At 57.5% G+C, this 16,602-nt stretch carries 18 protein-coding genes and 1 pseudogene; 9 read left to right on the forward strand and 10 right to left on the reverse strand.

All coding sequences use genetic code 11. The features are described 5' to 3' along the window. Positions 1–70: 70 nt before the first annotated feature. From BSG20_RS27590 to BSG20_RS27600, 3 genes are all read left to right on the forward strand, one after another. On the forward strand, positions 71–1,459 hold the full coding sequence (locus BSG20_RS27590; RefSeq protein ID WP_072380509.1) for a sensor histidine kinase: 1,389 nt from the start codon (positions 71–73) through the stop codon (positions 1,457–1,459). A gap of 139 nt (positions 1,460–1,598) precedes the next feature. Then, a complete protein-coding gene (locus BSG20_RS27595) occupies positions 1,599–2,261 on the forward strand; it encodes a LuxR C-terminal-related transcriptional regulator (protein WP_072380507.1) in 663 nt (220 codons plus the stop codon). 226 nt (positions 2,262–2,487) lie between these two features. Continuing rightward, the gene (locus BSG20_RS27600; RefSeq protein ID WP_072380504.1) at positions 2,488–2,982 is read left to right on the forward strand and encodes a YciE/YciF ferroxidase family protein; all 495 of its coding nucleotides are present in this window, start codon (positions 2,488–2,490) and stop codon (positions 2,980–2,982) included. A 204-nt stretch (positions 2,983–3,186) separates the two neighbouring features. On the opposite strand, the gene BSG20_RS27605 is transcribed toward BSG20_RS27600, so the two are convergent. The 4 genes from BSG20_RS27605 to BSG20_RS27620 form a co-directional block, all read right to left on the reverse strand. Further along, positions 3,187–3,348, reverse strand: a complete 162-nt coding sequence (locus tag BSG20_RS27605; RefSeq protein WP_072380545.1) for a DUF1328 domain-containing protein — start codon at positions 3,346–3,348, stop codon at positions 3,187–3,189. Positions 3,349–3,522: 174 nt separating this feature from the next. After that, positions 3,523–4,809: a type II toxin-antitoxin system HipA family toxin gene (locus BSG20_RS27610; RefSeq protein ID WP_072380501.1), complete on the reverse strand. Its 1,287-nt coding sequence runs from the start codon at positions 4,807–4,809 to the stop codon at positions 3,523–3,525. Next, positions 4,809–5,159 carry a helix-turn-helix domain-containing protein gene (locus BSG20_RS27615; RefSeq protein ID WP_072380499.1) on the reverse strand — a complete coding sequence of 117 codons (351 nt, stop codon included), beginning with the start codon at positions 5,157–5,159 and terminating at the stop codon, positions 4,809–4,811. The genes BSG20_RS27610 and BSG20_RS27615 overlap by 1 nt, the downstream gene beginning before the upstream one ends. A gap of 474 nt (positions 5,160–5,633) precedes the next feature. After that, positions 5,634–6,164, reverse strand: coding sequence for a hypothetical protein (locus BSG20_RS27620; RefSeq protein WP_072380497.1), 531 nt, complete (start codon positions 6,162–6,164; stop codon positions 5,634–5,636). Positions 6,165–6,816: 652 nt separating this feature from the next. Between BSG20_RS27620 and glgX the strand changes: the two genes are divergently transcribed. After that, complete coding sequence (gene glgX, locus BSG20_RS27625) at positions 6,817–8,889, forward strand: glycogen debranching protein GlgX (protein WP_072380495.1); 2,073 nt, start codon at positions 6,817–6,819, stop codon at positions 8,887–8,889. Between the two features lie 31 nt (positions 8,890–8,920). Further along, a pseudogene (locus BSG20_RS38960) lies at positions 8,921–9,103 on the forward strand (metallophosphoesterase); the annotation flags it as partial. Between the two features lie 53 nt (positions 9,104–9,156). On the opposite strand, the gene BSG20_RS27630 reads toward BSG20_RS38960, so the two are convergent. Further along, positions 9,157–9,579, reverse strand: a complete 423-nt coding sequence (locus BSG20_RS27630; protein WP_244541455.1) for a cytochrome b — start codon at positions 9,577–9,579, stop codon at positions 9,157–9,159. 90 nt (positions 9,580–9,669) lie between these two features. Further along, on the reverse strand, positions 9,670–10,146 hold the full coding sequence (locus tag BSG20_RS27635) for a MarR family winged helix-turn-helix transcriptional regulator (protein WP_072380493.1): 477 nt from the start codon (positions 10,144–10,146) through the stop codon (positions 9,670–9,672). A 96-nt stretch (positions 10,147–10,242) separates the two neighbouring features. Between BSG20_RS27635 and BSG20_RS27640 the strand changes: the two genes are divergently transcribed. Together BSG20_RS27640 and BSG20_RS27645 are read left to right on the forward strand one after the other, a co-directional pair. Next, positions 10,243–10,611 carry an antibiotic biosynthesis monooxygenase family protein gene (locus tag BSG20_RS27640; RefSeq protein WP_072380491.1) on the forward strand — a complete coding sequence of 123 codons (369 nt, stop codon included), beginning with the start codon at positions 10,243–10,245 and terminating at the stop codon, positions 10,609–10,611. Positions 10,612–11,104: 493 nt separating this feature from the next. Continuing rightward, positions 11,105–12,631: a phospholipase D-like domain-containing protein gene (locus BSG20_RS27645; protein ID WP_072380489.1), complete on the forward strand. Its 1,527-nt coding sequence runs from the start codon at positions 11,105–11,107 to the stop codon at positions 12,629–12,631. On the opposite strand, the gene BSG20_RS27650 is transcribed toward BSG20_RS27645, so the two are convergent. Continuing rightward, positions 12,581–13,552 carry a lysylphosphatidylglycerol synthase domain-containing protein gene (locus tag BSG20_RS27650; protein WP_072380487.1) on the reverse strand — a complete coding sequence of 324 codons (972 nt, stop codon included), beginning with the start codon at positions 13,550–13,552 and terminating at the stop codon, positions 12,581–12,583. The two genes, BSG20_RS27645 and BSG20_RS27650, sit on opposite strands and share 51 nt — an antisense overlap. Positions 13,553–13,621: 69 nt before the next feature. Here BSG20_RS27650 and BSG20_RS27655 point away from each other — a divergent pair, with 69 nt between their 5' ends. Both BSG20_RS27655 and BSG20_RS27660 read left to right on the forward strand, forming a co-directional pair. Next, entirely contained in the window at positions 13,622–14,431 is an 810-nt protein-coding gene (locus tag BSG20_RS27655) for an endonuclease/exonuclease/phosphatase family protein (RefSeq protein ID WP_072380485.1), read from the forward strand. Positions 14,432–14,586: 155 nt separating this feature from the next. Then, positions 14,587–14,892 carry a hypothetical protein gene (locus BSG20_RS27660; protein ID WP_072380483.1) on the forward strand — a complete coding sequence of 102 codons (306 nt, stop codon included), beginning with the start codon at positions 14,587–14,589 and terminating at the stop codon, positions 14,890–14,892. A gap of 68 nt (positions 14,893–14,960) precedes the next feature. Here the strand turns inward: BSG20_RS27660 and BSG20_RS27665 are convergent, their stop codons facing one another. The 3 genes from BSG20_RS27665 to BSG20_RS27675 form a co-directional block, all read right to left on the reverse strand. Next, positions 14,961–15,323, reverse strand: a complete 363-nt coding sequence (locus tag BSG20_RS27665; protein WP_072380482.1) for a hypothetical protein — start codon at positions 15,321–15,323, stop codon at positions 14,961–14,963. Between the two features lie 188 nt (positions 15,324–15,511). Continuing rightward, positions 15,512–15,934, reverse strand: coding sequence for a DUF4174 domain-containing protein (locus BSG20_RS27670; RefSeq protein WP_072380480.1), 423 nt, complete (start codon positions 15,932–15,934; stop codon positions 15,512–15,514). Positions 15,935–16,060: 126 nt separating this feature from the next. Further along, on the reverse strand, positions 16,061–16,246 hold the full coding sequence (locus BSG20_RS27675) for a DUF3008 family protein (RefSeq protein WP_024316330.1): 186 nt from the start codon (positions 16,244–16,246) through the stop codon (positions 16,061–16,063). Positions 16,247–16,602 lie beyond the last annotated feature (356 nt).

Raw genomic sequence — 16,602 nt, forward strand, 5'->3', positions numbered from 1 at the left:
CAAGGTCCCCTCAGCAGGATGGCGTGAGCCTCAGGACTGGTCACTCGGTCGGTCATGGCGACGTCTTGCCTTGACGTCGCAGTTCCTGATCGTCGCTTCCCTGTTTGTTGGCTGCTCGATGACTTTTCTGGGCGTTTGGTTGAGCTCACAGATTGCCGCAAACCAGCTTTACAGCCGCGCCAACTCGGGCGCCTTGTACATGGAGGGTTTTCTTTCGCGCCACGTTCAGTCCGGCGAAACCGGGCCGACGGTGTCGACAGAGTCGATGAGAGAGCTCGACCAGCTGCTGATGACCTCCGACCTGGCATACAGGATCGAGAGTTTCAGAATTTGGCGAAGCGATGGTTTGATTCTCTACAGTACTGACAAGAGTGTGATCGGAAAAACATTCTCTTCCTCCAATCTGGTGGATGCATTTTCGGGCAGGGTCGTGGCCCAGCTCGAATACGGTCACAACGACGAAGGACAAACCGAACCCACAAGCGCAAAGCCGCTCCTCGAAATTTATGCGCCCATCTTCGCGGCTGGAACGCGAAACCCGATAGCTGTGGGAGAGATTTACGAGGATGCGACCGATTTCGTTGAACGCAGAAACGTTGCTCAACGCAGGACCTGGTATCTGATCGCAGCTGCCACGGTTTCAATCATCGGCGCGCTTTACGTTGTCGTGCACGGCGCCAGCAATCTCATCTTGACCCAGAGAAGCACACTTGAACGGCAACTGATTGCTGCAAACGCTCTGGCGGAGCAAAACAAAGAACTTCGGCAGATCGCCGACGAAACTCGTCTTCAGTCCGCCGAGTCAAACGAAACACTGCTCAACCGGATCGGATCGGACCTCCACGATGGTCCGTTGCAGCTTCTTGGGTTGCTCATCCTGCGGCTCGGTGACCCTTCGCTTGATAAGGGCACGGGAGAAACGTCAGCCACGCGGACAAACGCGACGCTGGAAGCCCTCTCCCCCCAACGAATAGCGACTGACTGTCTCAATCAGTTGCGAGATCTCTCCTCCGGTCTTGTTATGCCGGAAATCGAAGAGCTCTCGCTTGAAGCCGCGCTGAAACTTGCTGTGGATCGTCATAGGACCACCACAGGCTCGCACGTCGACGTCGATTTTGACCGGCTTCCCCTGACGGTGGCGAGTTCTTTGAAAATCTGCCTTTACCGCATCGTGCAGGAAGGCCTTAATAATTCCTTTCGCCATGGGAATGGAATTGGCCAGCATGTTCGCGCGACAGCGGAGGATGGTGCGATAACGGTCGTTGTAAGTGACCAGGGTCCGGGTTTTTCCGCCTCAGCATCCGGCGATGGACGGCAATCCCTGGGTCTCTTGGGTATCCGCAACCGAGCGGCCGTTCTCCAAGGCACATTCACAATCGGACAGCGTAAGGGTGGGGGCACCGAGCTTGTTGTCACGATTCCGATGGAGGGCAACAGTGAGTATGAAGCAGGCACGTAACGCCAAAGAAGCCTGAAGCAGGAACTGTCTTCCACTGTCTGATCTACCCTGCCGTGCATACTCTTTAAGTATTATTTTTCCAAGGTGGACAGTTAGTTTCGATTTACCTAATGTTTCTCCTGGGGAATGAGGGGGAACTATGACGCAAATTTCGCTTGCTCTGGCAGACGATCATCCCTTGATGCTGGCCGCTCTAGTAGAACTGTTTCGAAATACGGACGAGTTTTCCGTCGTTGCTACTGGAACGAACGCGGATGATATCTTCGAAATTGGGCTGCGGTCCGGCCCAGACGTTTTTATCGTCGATCTTATGATGCAAGGAAACGTCCTTGAAACAATCCCCAAGCTTGTAAGGTGTGGCGGAAAGACCAAAATTCTAGCCTTCAGCGCCATGTCGAAATGTGACCTGGCGATCAAGACGCTCGACGCCGGCGCAAGCGGTTATGTCCTTAAGGGGAGCAGCCCGCACGAGCTTATCGAGGCGGTCAAGGCTGTACACCGGGGCGAGATATTCATCACGCGTGAGCTTGCCTGCAAACTGGTCGAGGAACAGCGCATAGCGCCACTGCGAAGGCTTGCCGGAGCACCCATCAAATTCACCAGCCGTGAAGATCAGATCATCAGCATGCTGACGCGAGGAAGTACCAATCGACAGATCGCGAGCGAGCTGAAAATTGGCGAGAAGACTGTCAAGAATTACATGACAATCCTCATGCAGAAGTTGAACGCCCGCAATCGTCTGGAAGTGCTGATCGCGGCTCAAAAGCTCGCGAACGAGAGAGAGCAATTTTCGCGCCACTAGCTGGCCGACAATCAATATGGGGCAGCAGCTCTAATGGCTGAAATCAAGCCCCCCGAAAGCCTGCGTTGAAACCCGCTGCTCAAGCGGCATGGCTTGTCGCGCCGGCGGCTCGCCTCGAACGTCCTCAACATCTGCCCTGAGAGACGAATGATGTTTCATTCTTAGTTTTGGAACATATGGCTTCCGGGAGAGTTCTCGCACGGCATAACCCCCAAAGGAGGACGACATGGCAACCCAAAAGACGCTGGACGATCTTTTCCTCGATACGCTCAAAGATATGTACTACGCCGAGAAGCAAATTCTTCGGGCTCTTCCGAAGATGGCACGCGCTGCGCAATCGGAGGAAGGAAAGGCTGGCTTCCAGAAGCATCGCGATGAGACACAAGCCCAGGTCGAGCGTCTGGAGCAGGTGTTCGACATGCTTGGCAAACCCCCCAGGGGCAAGACCTGCGAGGCTATTCAGGGCATAATCGCGGAAGGCGAGGAGATTATGGAAGAGTTCAAAGGCTCTCCGGCCCTGGACGCAGGCCTGATCTCTTCCGCACAGGCGGTCGAGCACTATGAGATCGCCCGCTATGGCACGCTGATTGCTTGGGCAAATCAACTCGGGCTCAAGAATGCGATTCCGCTCCTCAAGCAAAGCCTCGCCGAGGAGGAGGCGACCGACAAGAAGCTGACGCAGCTCGCCGTTGCGGTCGCCAATGCGAAGGCGGCGGCATAGTTCGCGAATTGACAAGCAACGGCCGCCAGCCCGGCGGCCGCCGCTCCCTCAACCGTCAGACCGACGCCTTCCCCGATGCATGCATCGCCTTGCAGCAAGCATAGACGCACCGAAGACGCGTGGCGACCGCAACGCGTCTTCGAATACGCCGTCACATGACCGGCTCGGTTCTACGTCGATACAATCGCTAAACCCGTCCAAGCGTCAGCGTCGAGCCACGCGCATGACAAGCGAAACTACAAAGAGGACGAGGAACACGAAAAACAGTACCTGGGCGATCGACGCGGATGCTCCTGCTATTCCGCCAAATCCCAGAACACCGGCAATCAGAGCTACCACTAGGAACACCAACGCATAGTAAAGCATTTTCACCTCCATCATTTTCGTGGAACCACAACGATGGACCGGCCAATTGGTTCCAGATGCGTCCTGCCGCGACCGAAGGTCGATATTTGCGACAGAGACCAATTTCGGCGGGGTTATATGTCTATTGTCTCGCGGGGCCGAACACACGTAGCAACGCGACCGGCAGCTGTCGCATCAGCCTCTGACCTCGCCGACGAGCTTCAGCGTATCGAGGCGATCGATGATCTGCTTTGCTCGCTCCTCCCCGAGCAGTTCGGGCACCGCTGACGGCCATAATTTAAGTGCGCGTTTCACTGCCGTCGTCACCTCGCGGGTGATCCATTTGGAGTCGAGCCGGAGAAAACTTGCGACGCGTTCGAAACGATGAAGATTCACGTTTTCGAAGTTTTGCGTTTTGACAAACCTGAGAGCCATTTTGTCTGACGGCATGTAGAAGATTGTCGGCACGATATCGTAGGCCGGCGAGAGCCGGATCTCGCCTGGCTGCGGAAAGCAAAAAGACCAGTTTTTCAGATGGTTGTCGCCGTTTCCAAGCAGGACATCGGCAACGACACGGCGAACAGCCTCCATGATGTCGTCGCGATGATCGGAGCTGAAGCGTCGAACCATATTTATGACGGTTTCTGTGGTTGCCAGCGTGTACTTCCGATCACCGATCGCGCCGAGGATCTGTCCCGCATCCTCGATGTGAATACGGCCGCTGCCATCCTCAGTGCGATCAAAGCGATCGACGACGAGTACATTTTTACCATGCGCCAAGAGTTCAACCGGGGCGCCTTTAATTGCCTCGCGAGGAACGAGACGGCAGTTGGCTGTCCTGACCCCGATCATTCCAGCCAGTTGCATAGCCGCATGTTCGGCTTCGGGGAGGCCAGGGAACCTGTCGCTCCCCACTTTTATGATACAACGACCGGTATCGCCGCGGCCGGGAACGGTCAGCCGCTCGCCCTCTGGGTTGGCCGTGAACTTCAGTTGAACGCCGGCGAGCGAGAATTTTATGGTCCCTTCTGGCAGCGGTGCCTTAAAGCCCTGGACATTCTGGAGCGTGAGCGGGCCTGCAGAGGGCGGCACGCCGGTTTCCGGAACAATCAGGACGGCACCCGGCAGATCAGCGCCCAGTCGGGTCAGGACATCGAACTCGTCGTGATCACCCGGCCCCATCTCGGTCAGAACCAGTTCTCGCAAAGCGCCTTCAGGCAACAATCCGGAAAACCACGGGGGCAAGGTGCCATGCAGTCCGATTTTATCTGCTCTGCTTGCGAGCCGATCGCGCGTGCGTTCATCATCATTAGGGTCGCACCAACCGAGGCTTAGAATCGGCCGTTTTGCGTCACGCAAATAGGTCTCCGCTATGACGAACGCGACGCCGCCGTCGGCATCGCGCGTCAAGGTTCCTGCCCTGATCGTACCGAGCGCGTGATCAAGAACATAGACTCCGAGTATTGCGGGAATCTTCGCCATTACCTCTCCTCTTCATCGTCTTCACCAAGATCAACGAAAAGCTCATCGAATGCCGTTGGGACCTGTCTGGAGCGCCGGCTCTCCGAGGTCTCGTCGTCGATTAGCTGGCGCACTTCGCTCACGCGCGACCTTGGCACCAGCACCGGCACGAGGTCGAGGGCATCGCAAATTTCGGCAAAAAGGGTTAGGCGATCGCGTCCCAAGCGATTGTTCGCTAGGTCACGTTCGAGCTCGGATATACGGGCTCGGTCGCGCCCGAGTCGCGTTCCGAGGTCAGGCTGACTCATGCCGCGTCGCTTCCGAACTGAACGAAGTTGCGTGCCCAGGGTTGTGAAAATTGTGTCCATCATGCAAAATTCCGCTCATATGGATGATCCGTGCGGAATATCGCACTTACAGCTTTTATAGTTGATCAGGCGGAATTCCGCAATATTGCAGCGGTATATGCGGAATTCCGTTTGCACGTCCCAGGAGGTCATGGACAAAGCGATGGTAAATTCGCGCGTTACGTCCCTCCCTCAGGAAAGCTTTGTCAGTCGGCACAATTGAATTGGAAAGCCATCCCCCCGGCATAGGCCAGAGGATCGCTACTTCCCGGCCGCGCAGGTTTGCGTCGAGAAGGCACGCTTATGCTGCCTTCGATCCGCACGAGACGGCGTATCGCCGATTGAGACGAATTGGGTTTGGGAGGATTGGAAATTGCGGCTCGGTTTTCGGCTTCTTTCTGCCGGTGCATCAAGCGGCGCTATTTGATGGTGTCGCGTTTGACCTCGCGGGCAGCCGGATATGACCTCGAACAAACGGACGCGCTAGGTACGCGCCATTTACGAGCCGAATTGCAACGATCTCTCTGATCTGAAGCTTGGCTCCCCATCGCTCGGCTGTGGAGGCTCGGCGGCCTGCAGATATGTGTTTGCGGGCGCTGTCAGGACGAACCAAAGGCTGGCGCCGAGGAGAAACCAGCTGCCCGCAGCGTCACTGGATCGGCTGAGAATTGGCAGGCAGGCGGAGATCAGCAGGATCATCAAGCGTAGCGCCCACTCGGTTTCGCGTTTTCTCAATGCCAGTGTGGCAAGCGCGAGATAGGCACGGGCGTTGTAGAGTTGGCTGGGGCGATTAGACATGAGTTTTAACGCTGAAGGCAGGGACAGCATAACCAAAGTGGCAGCACCCAGCAGGAGCCCGGTGCCAGAAAGAAATCGGACGCTCAGTGCCAGCAGCCCAAACAGCACGGCAATATTCCAGCTAGGACCAAGTCTCTCCGGAGATTGACCGGTGCGGACGTGCCAAGCGCGCAGCGCACTCGATGCTGCATCAAGCAACGGTCGATCAACGTAGCGATTGATGAATTCCATGTGGCGCCCCCGTGGTTCAGGAAAGAAGCCAACAGCAGTAAAATTTCGGCACGAGCATGGCAGATATGGATAGAGAGAAATCGTCAGCCTCCCAAAGAGGGATATTTCCACCCTTGTCCAGGCGCCGCAATCACGAGGCACATCTCCGACATTCACGTACGATGCTGGGCCTGGACGATCTGTCACGGTGCCGCAAGTGACTGTGTTCATTCCTTTGGCTTGAAGGCATGTTCAAGTGTGGAACCTTGGCCCTGCCTGTTGGTTTTTCATCGTGACTGAGGATCGAACGATGACAATATTCATTTTGACTGCGCTGTTAGTGATCATCGCCGTCAGCGGCAAAAGGTGGCTTTTTCTTTGCGTCGGTTATCTCGACTACTGGCTGGAAGCGCGACGGAACCTGGACGTTTTAAGGAACGCTACAAAGCGGCGCCGAGATGGCCTCTAGGCATCGGAGGCGCCTGGTAAGTGGTGCCAACACGGGCATTGACGGAATTGCCCCGCGCAGAGAGCATTGATCCGGACTATCCCCTTTTGCTTCGGATCAGGGGGCCCGCCTTCTGGCGCTCCGGTACTCGGCCTTGCCGCATGCCTCTCGGAACAAACGCAGAAGATCTGTGTTCCTGTCCCGCCGATTAAATGCGGGGCTTCTATGGCACATAAACCTGTACACGACATTGAACCCGGTGACTTCACGATGCTCGGCGCAACGCCGACCGAAGGCGGCGTTAACTTTGCGTTGTTTTCCGCCCATGCCGAGCGGGTGGAGCTTTGCCTCTTCGACGTCGAGGGTCGCAATGAAACCCGAATCTCCCTTCCCGAATACACCAATGAGATCTGGCATGGCCATATTCCAGGTTTGAAGCCGGGCGTGCTTTATGGCTACCGGGTCCACGGGCCCTACGAACCCGAGAACGGCCATCGCTTCAATCCCAACAAGCTGCTGCTCGATCCCTACGCGCGGGAGATCGTCGGCGAGGTGAATTGGGGTCAGACCACCTTCGCTTATGATCTCGAGAGCGAAGAGAAGGATCTTTCCTTCAACGACGCAGACAGCGCTCCTAACATGCCGAAGTGTCGGGTCGTGGATCCGACCGACTTCAGTGAAAGGGACGCGCGACCGGGAACGCCCTGGTCACGCACTATTTTCTACGAGGCCCATGTCAAAGGGATGACCAAGCTTCATCCGGCCATTCCTGAGGACCTGCGTGGAACATTCGAGGGTCTCGCGGAACAGGAGATCGTGCAGTATGTGAAGAGCCTTGGCGTGAGCTCGATCGAACTGCTGCCCGTCCACTATTTTCCGGACGACCCTCATCTTCTCGACAAGGGATTGAGGAATTACTGGGGCTACAACACCATTGGTTTCTTCGCACTCGCATCGAGATACTATGGTCCACGCGGGCTTGCGGGATTTCGCGATATGGTCCGCGCCTTTCACGACGCCGGCATCGAAGTCATCCTCGACGTCGTCTACAATCACACAGCCGAGGGCAACGAACTTGGTCCTATCCTCTCCTTCAAGGGCATCGACAACTTCTCCTATTATCGGACTTTGGCCGGCGAGCCGCGCTACTACATCAATGACACCGGCACCGGCAATACGGTGAACACGTCGCATCCGCGCGTTCTGCAGATGATCACGGACTCCCTGCGCTATTGGGCGGAGGTGATGAATGTTGACGGCTTTCGTTTCGACCTCGGCACCATACTCGGACGCGAACCCGGGGGATTTGATCAGCGCGGCGGCTTCTTTGATGCTGTTGGTCAAGATCCCGTCCTTTCCCGCCTCAAGCTCATAGGCGAGCCCTGGGATATCGGTCCGGGCGGCTATCAGGTCGGAGGCTTCCCACCCGGCTGGTCGGAATGGAACGATAAATACCGTGACACGATGCGCGATTATTGGAAGGACGAGGACGGCATGGCCCGCGATTTTGCCGCCCGAATTCTTGGCTCCGGCGACATTTATGACTTTCGCGGGCGCAGGCCGTGGGCGAGCGTCAACTTTGTCACGGCCCATGATGGTTTTACGCTGAATGATTTGGTTTCGTATAACGACAAACACAATGAGGTAAACGGCGAGGACAACCAGGACGGCCACGACCATAATCGGAGCTTCAATTACGGCGCCGAGGGACCAACCGATGACGCTGGCATAAATCTGGTCCGTGAGCGCCAGAAACGGAACTTTCTTGCCACGCTCTTTTTCTCCCATGGCGTGCCTATGCTGCTGGCCGGAGACGAGTTCGGCCGCAGCCAGATGGGCAACAACAACGGTTACTGCCAGGATAGCGAGGTTAGCTGGTTTCACTGGCAAGACCTCCCAAACAGTGCAAACGAACTTCGGGAATTCACCGCAAGGCTGATCGCACTTCGCCAAAGCCAACCACTCCTGCGTCGAGAAAGCTGGCGTAGTTCGATCGCCATTACCTGGCTGAACCCGACCGGCGGGGAGCAGACCGACGAGCACTGGGACGACGAGGGAAGCACCACACTCGGACTGCGCCTGTCGTGTGATGAACCGGGTGATGAGGAGGACTGGAATGAGCTGCTATTCCTTTTCAACCCACACGATGGCCAGGTGATCTTTAATTTGCCGCCTGTTGGAACTGGCTGGGTTCTTGAGCTGACGACCGCCGATCCCAGCGTTGCGGCTGCCGACCTGTCTCAGGCAGAAGACTATCCGCTGGAACCCCGCAGTCTCGTCCTCCTAAGGCCGAAGTAAGTACTGGTCTGGCGCAGGTGAATGATGCATCGAGACCGTGGAGGGCGAATCCGCGAAATCCATCCCTTTTGGGCTTGTCCAGGCTGGCCGAAACCAATTACCGCTTCAATGTCGTGGCCGTCGTTCACGGTCATGCGCATGGCAGACGCTTCGGTGGGAAGACGCCGCGGGCGCGCCGGTCTACAAACGAGCCGCACACGTCGAACAGCCAACGCAGCCGGTCGTGCTGGTGCGGAGCGTGATTTCAGGACATTCAAGCGGATATTATCAACCGCCATACCACATCCGCCGGAGCAGCCTGTCACGGCGAACGAACTCGTGGTAGAGGGCTGCCCCGGCGTGGAATATCAACAGCCCGACAATCAAGAGCGCGCCCAGGCCATGGGGTACCCGTGGCGGATATTCAGCGAAGTTTGGCAACACCGCACCTGACTCGCCGAAGACCGCAGGTGCTGCACCGCTCAGGACCATCAGCCCGATGCCGCTGGCGACCATGCCGAGAATGACAATGTAGAAGGCGGCGTGAACCCCGCGCGCGATGCGCTCCTGCCAGCGAGGTGACCCGTCCAGGGGTAGCGGCTTCCGATCGAAACGCCACCACCAGACAATGCGAAGAGCCGTCAGAAGAAGGACGACGATCGCCACCGGAATGTGAAAACGCAGGAACCCTGCCTTGGCGGCGGCGTCCATGGCATTGGCTGCGCGGAAGCCGGAGCCGAGGAGAGCGAGGATCAGAAGGCGCTCAGCCAGTGGATCGAGACCGCTATTGCGCCGTAGCGATCAGGCCTGCTCTTCACCATCTCCGTTTCCTTCCAGTTTGTTCCGCAGGGCCTTCATGACGGTGTGCGTCGTCTTAATGTCCTCGACCGAAAGCCCTTCCGAAAGCCCGTTGACCCACGGGGCTTGCAAGCGCATGGCGCCGTCGAATGCCTGTTTTCCCTTGTCCGTCAGTACGACGAGTTGCGCCCGCCGGTGGTGCGGGTTGGAGTGGAACGCGACAAGCCCTTCCTTCTCCAGATCGTTGACGATGCGCTGGACGTTCTGGCGGTTGGCTCCCATATCGCGCGCAAGCCATGCCACCGGCTGCGGTCGATCCGCTGCGATTACGGTGCCCAAAACCTGCCAGCGGGCGCTGGTCAGGCCAAGGCCGTCAACGAGTTTGTCGCCCGCGTTGATCATTCGGTTGTTGAGTCTGAATAGGTCCAGAATGAGCTCGTTCAAGGCTGTTCCGGCCGGGGTTCTGTTGGGCTCGTGCATTTGTCACCGTATATCTTTATTGACATCATGGTGTCAAAGGAAATATGTATCCTTGTTACCAGATTGACACCATACTGCCAACTCAAGGAGCAAGCCATGTCGCTTATGCGCCCAATGGACCCCGCCTTTCCGATCGAACGTCAGATCGGGCTCGATGCATCCTCCATCGTCCTCATCAATCTCTTTACACTCGACAATGCCGACGAGCAGACCTTCCTCGATGCATGGCAGGCCGATGCGGGCTTCATGAAACGGCAGCCGGGCTTCATCTCGACGCAGCTTCACCGCGCGATCGGCGAGAGCCCGGCCTACCTCAACTATGCCGTCTGGGAATCGACCGCTGACTTTCGGGCTGCGTTCACCCATCCAGAGTTCAGAGCCAAGCTCTCGGCCTATCCGTCCTCGGCCGTCGCCTCCCCACATCTCTTCCAGAAGGTGGCTGTGCCCGGCATCTGCGTCGCTTAGTCAAAGTCCACGAGAGTCAGGATGAAAGATCGGCTCGGTCCTGACCCCGAACAGCGACGATTACAAAGAGCCGATGTTCCCGACCTGACGGGAAAGTGTTTCATCGTCACGGGGGCAATTCCGGCATTGGCCTCGAAATACCGCGCGTTCTCGGCCCCGTGGGCGCGGGTGCTCCTCGCCTGCCATGACCAACGGAAGGCGAAAGCAGCTACGGCTCAAATCGGGCAGTTGACACCCAACGCCGCGCACTGGCATTCCTGCCGCCCGGTCAAGCCGATCTTGCGAGCGTACGAGCCGCAGCCGAACGCGCGTTCGAGGAGCCGCACATCAGTTTGCCACCGATCAGAGGTCCGAAAAGCGCATAGTCGCATCTTAGGAGCGAACATTTCAAGTTCCGCCTCTGTCGCACAATGCTCGTCATTTGCCCTTGGAACACGCGCGGTCCTTCGCGCGTTAGGCGAGACAACCAAAGGCACAGGAAAAACAAGGCAAAATGCTGGATTATCAATCCACGGGCGACACATCCAAAGCGGCTGATACGCTCCAAGTCGTCACCTCCGTCTTTCGGCGTCTGCCTAGGAGGACATCGTCCCATCAGGTCATTCAACCCGGGCGCAATGCCTGGCGCGCCGGCGTCGCTGACAAGGCAGCGTTTCTTGTCGACGGGGCGGCCTATTTTTCCGCACTTGATCAGGCGCTGAGACAGGCACGGCAAGAGATCTGGATCGTTGGTTGGGATTTCAATCCCGATATCCGGCTAAGGCCATATGTGAGCTCGCAAACGCTCGGGGAGCTGCTCTTGTCCTTGGTGGCGGAACAGCCGCAGCTGCAGGTCAGGATTTTGGTCTGGGGCATGGGCCCGATTTATTCCGGCAAGTCGCTGCGGCTGTTTCGCCGGAGCGCAGTTTCCATCCACCCGCGGATTTCGATGCGTTTCGACTTCCGACATCCGCTTCGCGGTTGTCACCACCAGAAGCTCGTCTCGATAGACGGCAATCTTGCCTTCTTAGGCGGGATCGACCTTACGGCCAGGCGATGGGACGAGCCGGACCACCGCGCTGTAAATCCCCTGAGGTGTTCGCCGGACGGCACGCCTTACGAACCCGTCCACGATATCCAGTGCGCTGTTTCTGGTGAGGTGGCACTCATGATCGGGGACGTTGCGCGCAGGCGCTGGAAAAAGGCGACCGGTGAAATAATCGCGCCGATGGCAGAACCGTGCGCCAGCTGGCCTGCTTTGGTTCCCGACATGGTGGCGACGCCTGCTGCGATTGCTTTGACGGAACCGGGCCTGATCGGCAAGCGTGGGCGCTACGAAGCCTTCCGGCTTACGCGCGACGCAATCGCTGCGGCGCGCATGCACATCTATATCGAAACGCAATACCTTGCATCCTCCGGTGTCGCCAGGGCAATCGCGAAGCGCTTGAAGGATCCAGACGGACCTGAGATAGCCGTGGTGGTGACGAAGAGTTCGCACGGCTTCATCGAGAAGCTTGCTATGGGAAACACCCGCGACAGGCTGATCCGACGCTTGAAGCGCGTCGACCGATATGATCGGCTGAGAGTGATGTACGCGGTTGTGCCCGGCGCAGACGGCGGCGAGCAGGAACTTGTCGTTCATTCGAAGCTTGTTATCGTCGACGACCGTCTCGTGCGCATTGGATCGTCCAACCTCAACAACCGGTCGGAAGGCTTGGACACCGAATGTGATCTCGCCCTGGAGGCTGATTGTGACGCTCATCAGCACGCGATCAGCTGCCTGCGTCACCGGCTGATCGCGGAACATTTGGGCACCAGTCCAGCACTTATGGGCGAGACTGAGCGGTCACTGCAATCGATGCTTGCTGCAATCGCAGCGCTCAACACCGGCGCACGCGGCCTGAGACAGTTCGAGATTAACATCCATCGCGGCGATACACCCCCTTTCGTGGGAACCGCGCTTGTCGATCCCCGGCGTCCGTATTGGCCATTACAAAAGCTGCGTCTGCGTTTGGGGCGACTTTTGAGCGCGCTTTTTTGAGCGAGCGGTGCTGCGCTTGCGAATGATCAATTCGCTTGCCGCAAAGACCGTCAGGCCGATCAAGAGCGGCAGTAGGAAGTAGATGACCCGGAACGCGACGAGCGCCCCGATCGAGGCTGTACCCGGCAGGACATGGCTGACCGTAACTTCCAGCACACCAAGGCCGCCGGGCACATGAGTTACGAGGACGGCGATATTCGCAAGCACGTAGGCCGTCGCCGTTTGAACGAAGCTTGAATCCACGCCGGCCGTCAGCACCTGATGCAGGCAGGCGGCAACACAGATGAAATTGAGCGTGCCGATGATGATCTGTCCAATCGCAAGCTTGAGGTCCGGCATCTCAAAGCGCCACTTCCACACGTGCAGCGGAGCACGTAAAGTACCGGCAAGGACGACGTAAACCACCGGAAACGCTAGACAAAGAATGCCGAGCCGAAAGAGAGCGTCAGCGCCGACGTTGAGCAAATTGCTTGCATTCCTGGGATTGCTCAGAAGCGCGATGCCAGCCAGGGTCAACAGCCCCATCCCGACCGTCACACCGCAAAACAGAATAACCTTGGCAACCTCTTCCGCGTTCAATCCCCACCGCGCATAGTAGCGATAGCGCACTGCACCGCTGCTCAGAGCCGCAACACCGAGGTTATGCCCGATCGAAAGACTGGTAAACGAGGCAAGCGCTGCCTTCGGGTAGCTTAGCGGTTTGCCGGCGTAGCGCAAAGCCATCCAGTCAAAGCCGCTGAGGCACAGGTAGGAAAGAGCGCAAAAGCCGACAGCTAAAATCAATCGGGACGCGGAGATAGCCCCGAGCGACTGCATGATCTCACCAAGCGAATACCGGCTGAAGACTTTGTAGAGCAAGTAGGCGGCGAGCAGCAGGCCTAGAATGAGGGCTGTGTTGATGAAAACTCGCCTGGCCGACATGAAGGTTCCGCTTAGCGTTGATCCCTTTGCTAGTGGGAACGAAATAAGCTCACGCGGGTTCCCCGCTGCATGAGCACAATCGCATCTGCCCTCTCGCCATCTGACCGGCGCGAGCTCAAGGTTCTCACCTATAATGTTCACAGCTGCGTTGGCACGGATCGGCGGATTGATCCGCATCGGATCGCGGCGGTCATCGCACGATCAGAGGCCGACATCATCGCGCTCCAGGAGCTCGATGTTGGACGAAAGCGGACAGGCGGGATCGATCAGGCGGAGATGATCGCGACACTGCTGAAGATGGAAGCCCATTTTCACCCGGCGCTGCACGTTGAGGAGGAACGCTATGGCGATGCGATCGTCACCGCGCTTCCGACGCGCCTGATGAGGGCTGCTCCCCTGCCGTCGATCGGCGAGACCCGCGGGGCAATCTGGGTGCAGGTTGACGTCCACGGATGGCCCCTTAATGTGCTCAACACACACCTTGGGCTCAGAAACCGGGACCGCAACCGGCAAGTGACAGCGCTCCTCAGCGACGACTGGATCGGAAATGCGCAATTCCAGGCCCTCCCGGCCGTCGTCTGTGGGGACCTGAACGCCATTCCATCCTCGCCGGCTTATAAACGCTTGGCGACGCATTTTCGCGACGCCCAGCTGTTGGCAGGAACCAGGCCGCGGCCGACATTTCCATCGCGATATCCGCTGCTGCGCATCGATCATATTTTCGTATCAAAGGAACTGCATGTCGCTTCCGTGGCGATCACGGCTGACCCACTGACGCGGCGAGCGTCGGACCATTTGCCGCTTCTGGTGAGGCTGGATTTGGGGCGGCATGTCTCAAACGACGTATCTATCGGGAACGTGGCAAGCTTTGAGCGCTAGCACCCAGGTTATAAACGGCGACGCAGCAACCCTCGCCCGCGAGATCCTCAAAAGACCGCCTGATGCTTCCCAGCGCTTTGTTTTATTTCTCAGACTGGAACTTTTGCCGGGAGTCGGCAGTTGGCCTTTGAATACAATGGTGCGGAGGATGCTTGATGCAGCTCATGCGCAACATCGTCGCTGCCGGTCTGGTTCTGCTTGTCGCGACGAACGCCTTTGGTCAAAGGACGACAAAGCCGTTTCCAAAAGGATGTCAGGCTCCGTCGCAACAGCAATTGCAGAAAGGTTCACCTTCTCGCGGCGGCAGTGACGTAGATTTATCCCGTTGCAATGGCGTGCTCATACCGCCGGCATCGGGCGACGAGGGTCTGGAGCAGGAAGTTCCTTCCACCGGTACGCTGCGCGTCATCCCTCCGAGCAAGGCTCCGGGTCAACAGTATAATCTGCCTGAACCGCAGTAGGTTTCTGAACGGAATACCGAACAGGCGGTCAGACGACAAATTGAGGCCAGACCTCGTTGGCCAACGTCTTATTGCCATCCCTGCGCGCGCCACTGCTCGGCGCGTTCATCGATATCAATGCTCCCTTTGTCAGCCAGGACCTTCAGGACCGCGTCATGTTGAGCTTGGTCCTTGACCTGCACGCTGACAAGAAATCCTCCGCGCCTAAGCGCTTCGGCGTAGACGTTTCGTTGCTCTTGGGTGAAAAAGAACTTTTCGACTGCGTCTAGAAAGCCTCCATGATCCTTGGGAAGCGTATCTGTGCCATGTCCGCGCGTGATGGTTACGGCATCGTTTGCAATTCCCGAGGCAATCACTTCCTCGGCGGCGTGCTCTGCATCCCGCTCGTCATCGAAAATCGCGCTGATTGTTTGTCCTGTTGGATCGACCATCGAAGTGCTCCTCTTGCGTAAAAATCCTAACTGAGGAGACGATGATCTGTTCCTTCTGCTGGCCCGAACTGGCCGCACCTATGCGGAAGCGACAACGAATTTCGCTGTCCCTTGGTCGATCAAGAGCCGCGTCAATCGCGTTCGCCAGCACCACCTACTGTGTCATACCTTGGACAGCGCATCAGCAATCACGCGTGTGCGACCGGGTCGCTATGAGGTAATCTGTCGATCAACTCTACGACATTCTGAACGCTGACTGGTCGCCCCGAGCGAAACTTTATGGCACCGTCAGGGCCGACGAGTATGGCTTCGAATTCCTCAGGCGAAGGACCGTTAAGATCCGCGCGGATCTGGTCCGCGCTAATATCAGCGCAGGCTTCGAAACTGGAGAAAACGCCGCCGCCGGCGACACGCAAAAGCGCAATGTCCCGCGATGCCAGCGCTTCTTGCTGGTTGGCAAGATATTCCTCCTGCAATTCGCAGCGGTCATCAGCCGAGCCCTCGAATAAAACAAGGACGTGGCACTTGTTGCGAAACGAGAGAAGACTTGGGCATGGATCGTAGAGCGCCGGAGAAGCCCCTATGATCTCTTTGAGGAACGATTTGAGCATGGCTCTGCTCCTGCTTCCTTCCCATGTGGAAAGACGGAAGCTCTCGCTGCTACCGGCCCGCGCCGAATGTCGGGCACTGGGAGTGATCTCGATTGGCGAAAGCCAGCGCAGCACGGTTGGGTGGCGTTAGTGCGAGACGCGCTCTGGCTTTCCGCGGCGTTTTGTCGAAGCGAACTCCTCGAGTTGTTTCTCGCTCATGGAGTCCACCATTTCCTTGGATGCCCCTTTGAGCCTGCTCTTTGGTGTTTGACCACGCTTTGCCGCAAGGGCGGCACCTGCTGCCTTCTGCTGCGCTTTGGATTTTGCGGGCATTTTTCTTCTCCTTTGTCTTAAGCAAAGTAACTGTCCGCGGCCGACAAAGTTCCTGCCTCATATGCCAGTGTATCGCGAATGAGGACAGCGTCTGGTAGCGTTTCCTTGGATCGCTGAAGGCAGACGCGCTCTCATCAATTTTCCGGGCATTTTTCAACCGTTACAGCTCCGGGCTATGCATTAAACGCGCAGCTTGCGACCAACCGCGAAGCCCTAAGACGTCCCACCGCAAAGCATTGCGAAGAGCATCGGCTTGAACTCGAGCGCTCCGTCTGTCGGTCAGAGCTTCGTGCGATGGCCTTTAGAGCTACCTGGGAACCATCTTGAAACGACAACCGTTTCACTCACGCGACGCC

It is taken from the genome of Rhizobium tibeticum, assembly GCF_900110205.1.
Taxonomy (GTDB): Bacteria; Pseudomonadota; Alphaproteobacteria; order Rhizobiales; family Rhizobiaceae; genus Rhizobium; species Rhizobium tibeticum.

What these genes read in the sequence shown, in the direction of transcription:
- BSG20_RS27605 (WP_072380545.1), bottom strand. Translation starts at nt 3,348, where the DNA reads ATGCTTTACTATGCGTTGGTGTTCCTAGTGGTAGCTCTGATTGCCGGT.
- glgX (WP_072380495.1), top strand. Translation starts at nt 6,817, where the DNA reads ATGGCACATAAACCTGTACACGACATTGAACCCGGTGACTTCACGATG.
- BSG20_RS27660 (WP_072380483.1), top strand. Translation starts at nt 14,587, where the DNA reads ATGCAGCTCATGCGCAACATCGTCGCTGCCGGTCTGGTTCTGCTTGTC.
- BSG20_RS27630 (WP_244541455.1), bottom strand. Translation starts at nt 9,579, where the DNA reads ATGGACGCCGCCGCCAAGGCAGGGTTCCTGCGTTTTCACATTCCGGTG.
- BSG20_RS27640 (WP_072380491.1), top strand. Translation starts at nt 10,243, where the DNA reads ATGTCGCTTATGCGCCCAATGGACCCCGCCTTTCCGATCGAACGTCAG.
- BSG20_RS27670 (WP_072380480.1), bottom strand. Translation starts at nt 15,934, where the DNA reads ATGCTCAAATCGTTCCTCAAAGAGATCATAGGGGCTTCTCCGGCGCTC.
- BSG20_RS27645 (WP_072380489.1), top strand. Translation starts at nt 11,105, where the DNA reads ATGCTGGATTATCAATCCACGGGCGACACATCCAAAGCGGCTGATACG.
- BSG20_RS27655 (WP_072380485.1), top strand. Translation starts at nt 13,622, where the DNA reads ATGAGCACAATCGCATCTGCCCTCTCGCCATCTGACCGGCGCGAGCTC.
- BSG20_RS27600 (WP_072380504.1), top strand. Translation starts at nt 2,488, where the DNA reads ATGGCAACCCAAAAGACGCTGGACGATCTTTTCCTCGATACGCTCAAA.
- BSG20_RS27635 (WP_072380493.1), bottom strand. Translation starts at nt 10,146, where the DNA reads ATGCACGAGCCCAACAGAACCCCGGCCGGAACAGCCTTGAACGAGCTC.
- BSG20_RS27665 (WP_072380482.1), bottom strand. Translation starts at nt 15,323, where the DNA reads ATGGTCGATCCAACAGGACAAACAATCAGCGCGATTTTCGATGACGAG.
- BSG20_RS27595 (WP_072380507.1), top strand. Translation starts at nt 1,599, where the DNA reads ATGACGCAAATTTCGCTTGCTCTGGCAGACGATCATCCCTTGATGCTG.
- BSG20_RS27675 (WP_024316330.1), bottom strand. Translation starts at nt 16,246, where the DNA reads ATGCCCGCAAAATCCAAAGCGCAGCAGAAGGCAGCAGGTGCCGCCCTT.
- BSG20_RS27610 (WP_072380501.1), bottom strand. Translation starts at nt 4,809, where the DNA reads ATGGCGAAGATTCCCGCAATACTCGGAGTCTATGTTCTTGATCACGCG.
- BSG20_RS27650 (WP_072380487.1), bottom strand. Translation starts at nt 13,552, where the DNA reads ATGTCGGCCAGGCGAGTTTTCATCAACACAGCCCTCATTCTAGGCCTG.
- BSG20_RS27620 (WP_072380497.1), bottom strand. Translation starts at nt 6,164, where the DNA reads ATGGAATTCATCAATCGCTACGTTGATCGACCGTTGCTTGATGCAGCA.
- BSG20_RS27615 (WP_072380499.1), bottom strand. Translation starts at nt 5,159, where the DNA reads ATGATGGACACAATTTTCACAACCCTGGGCACGCAACTTCGTTCAGTT.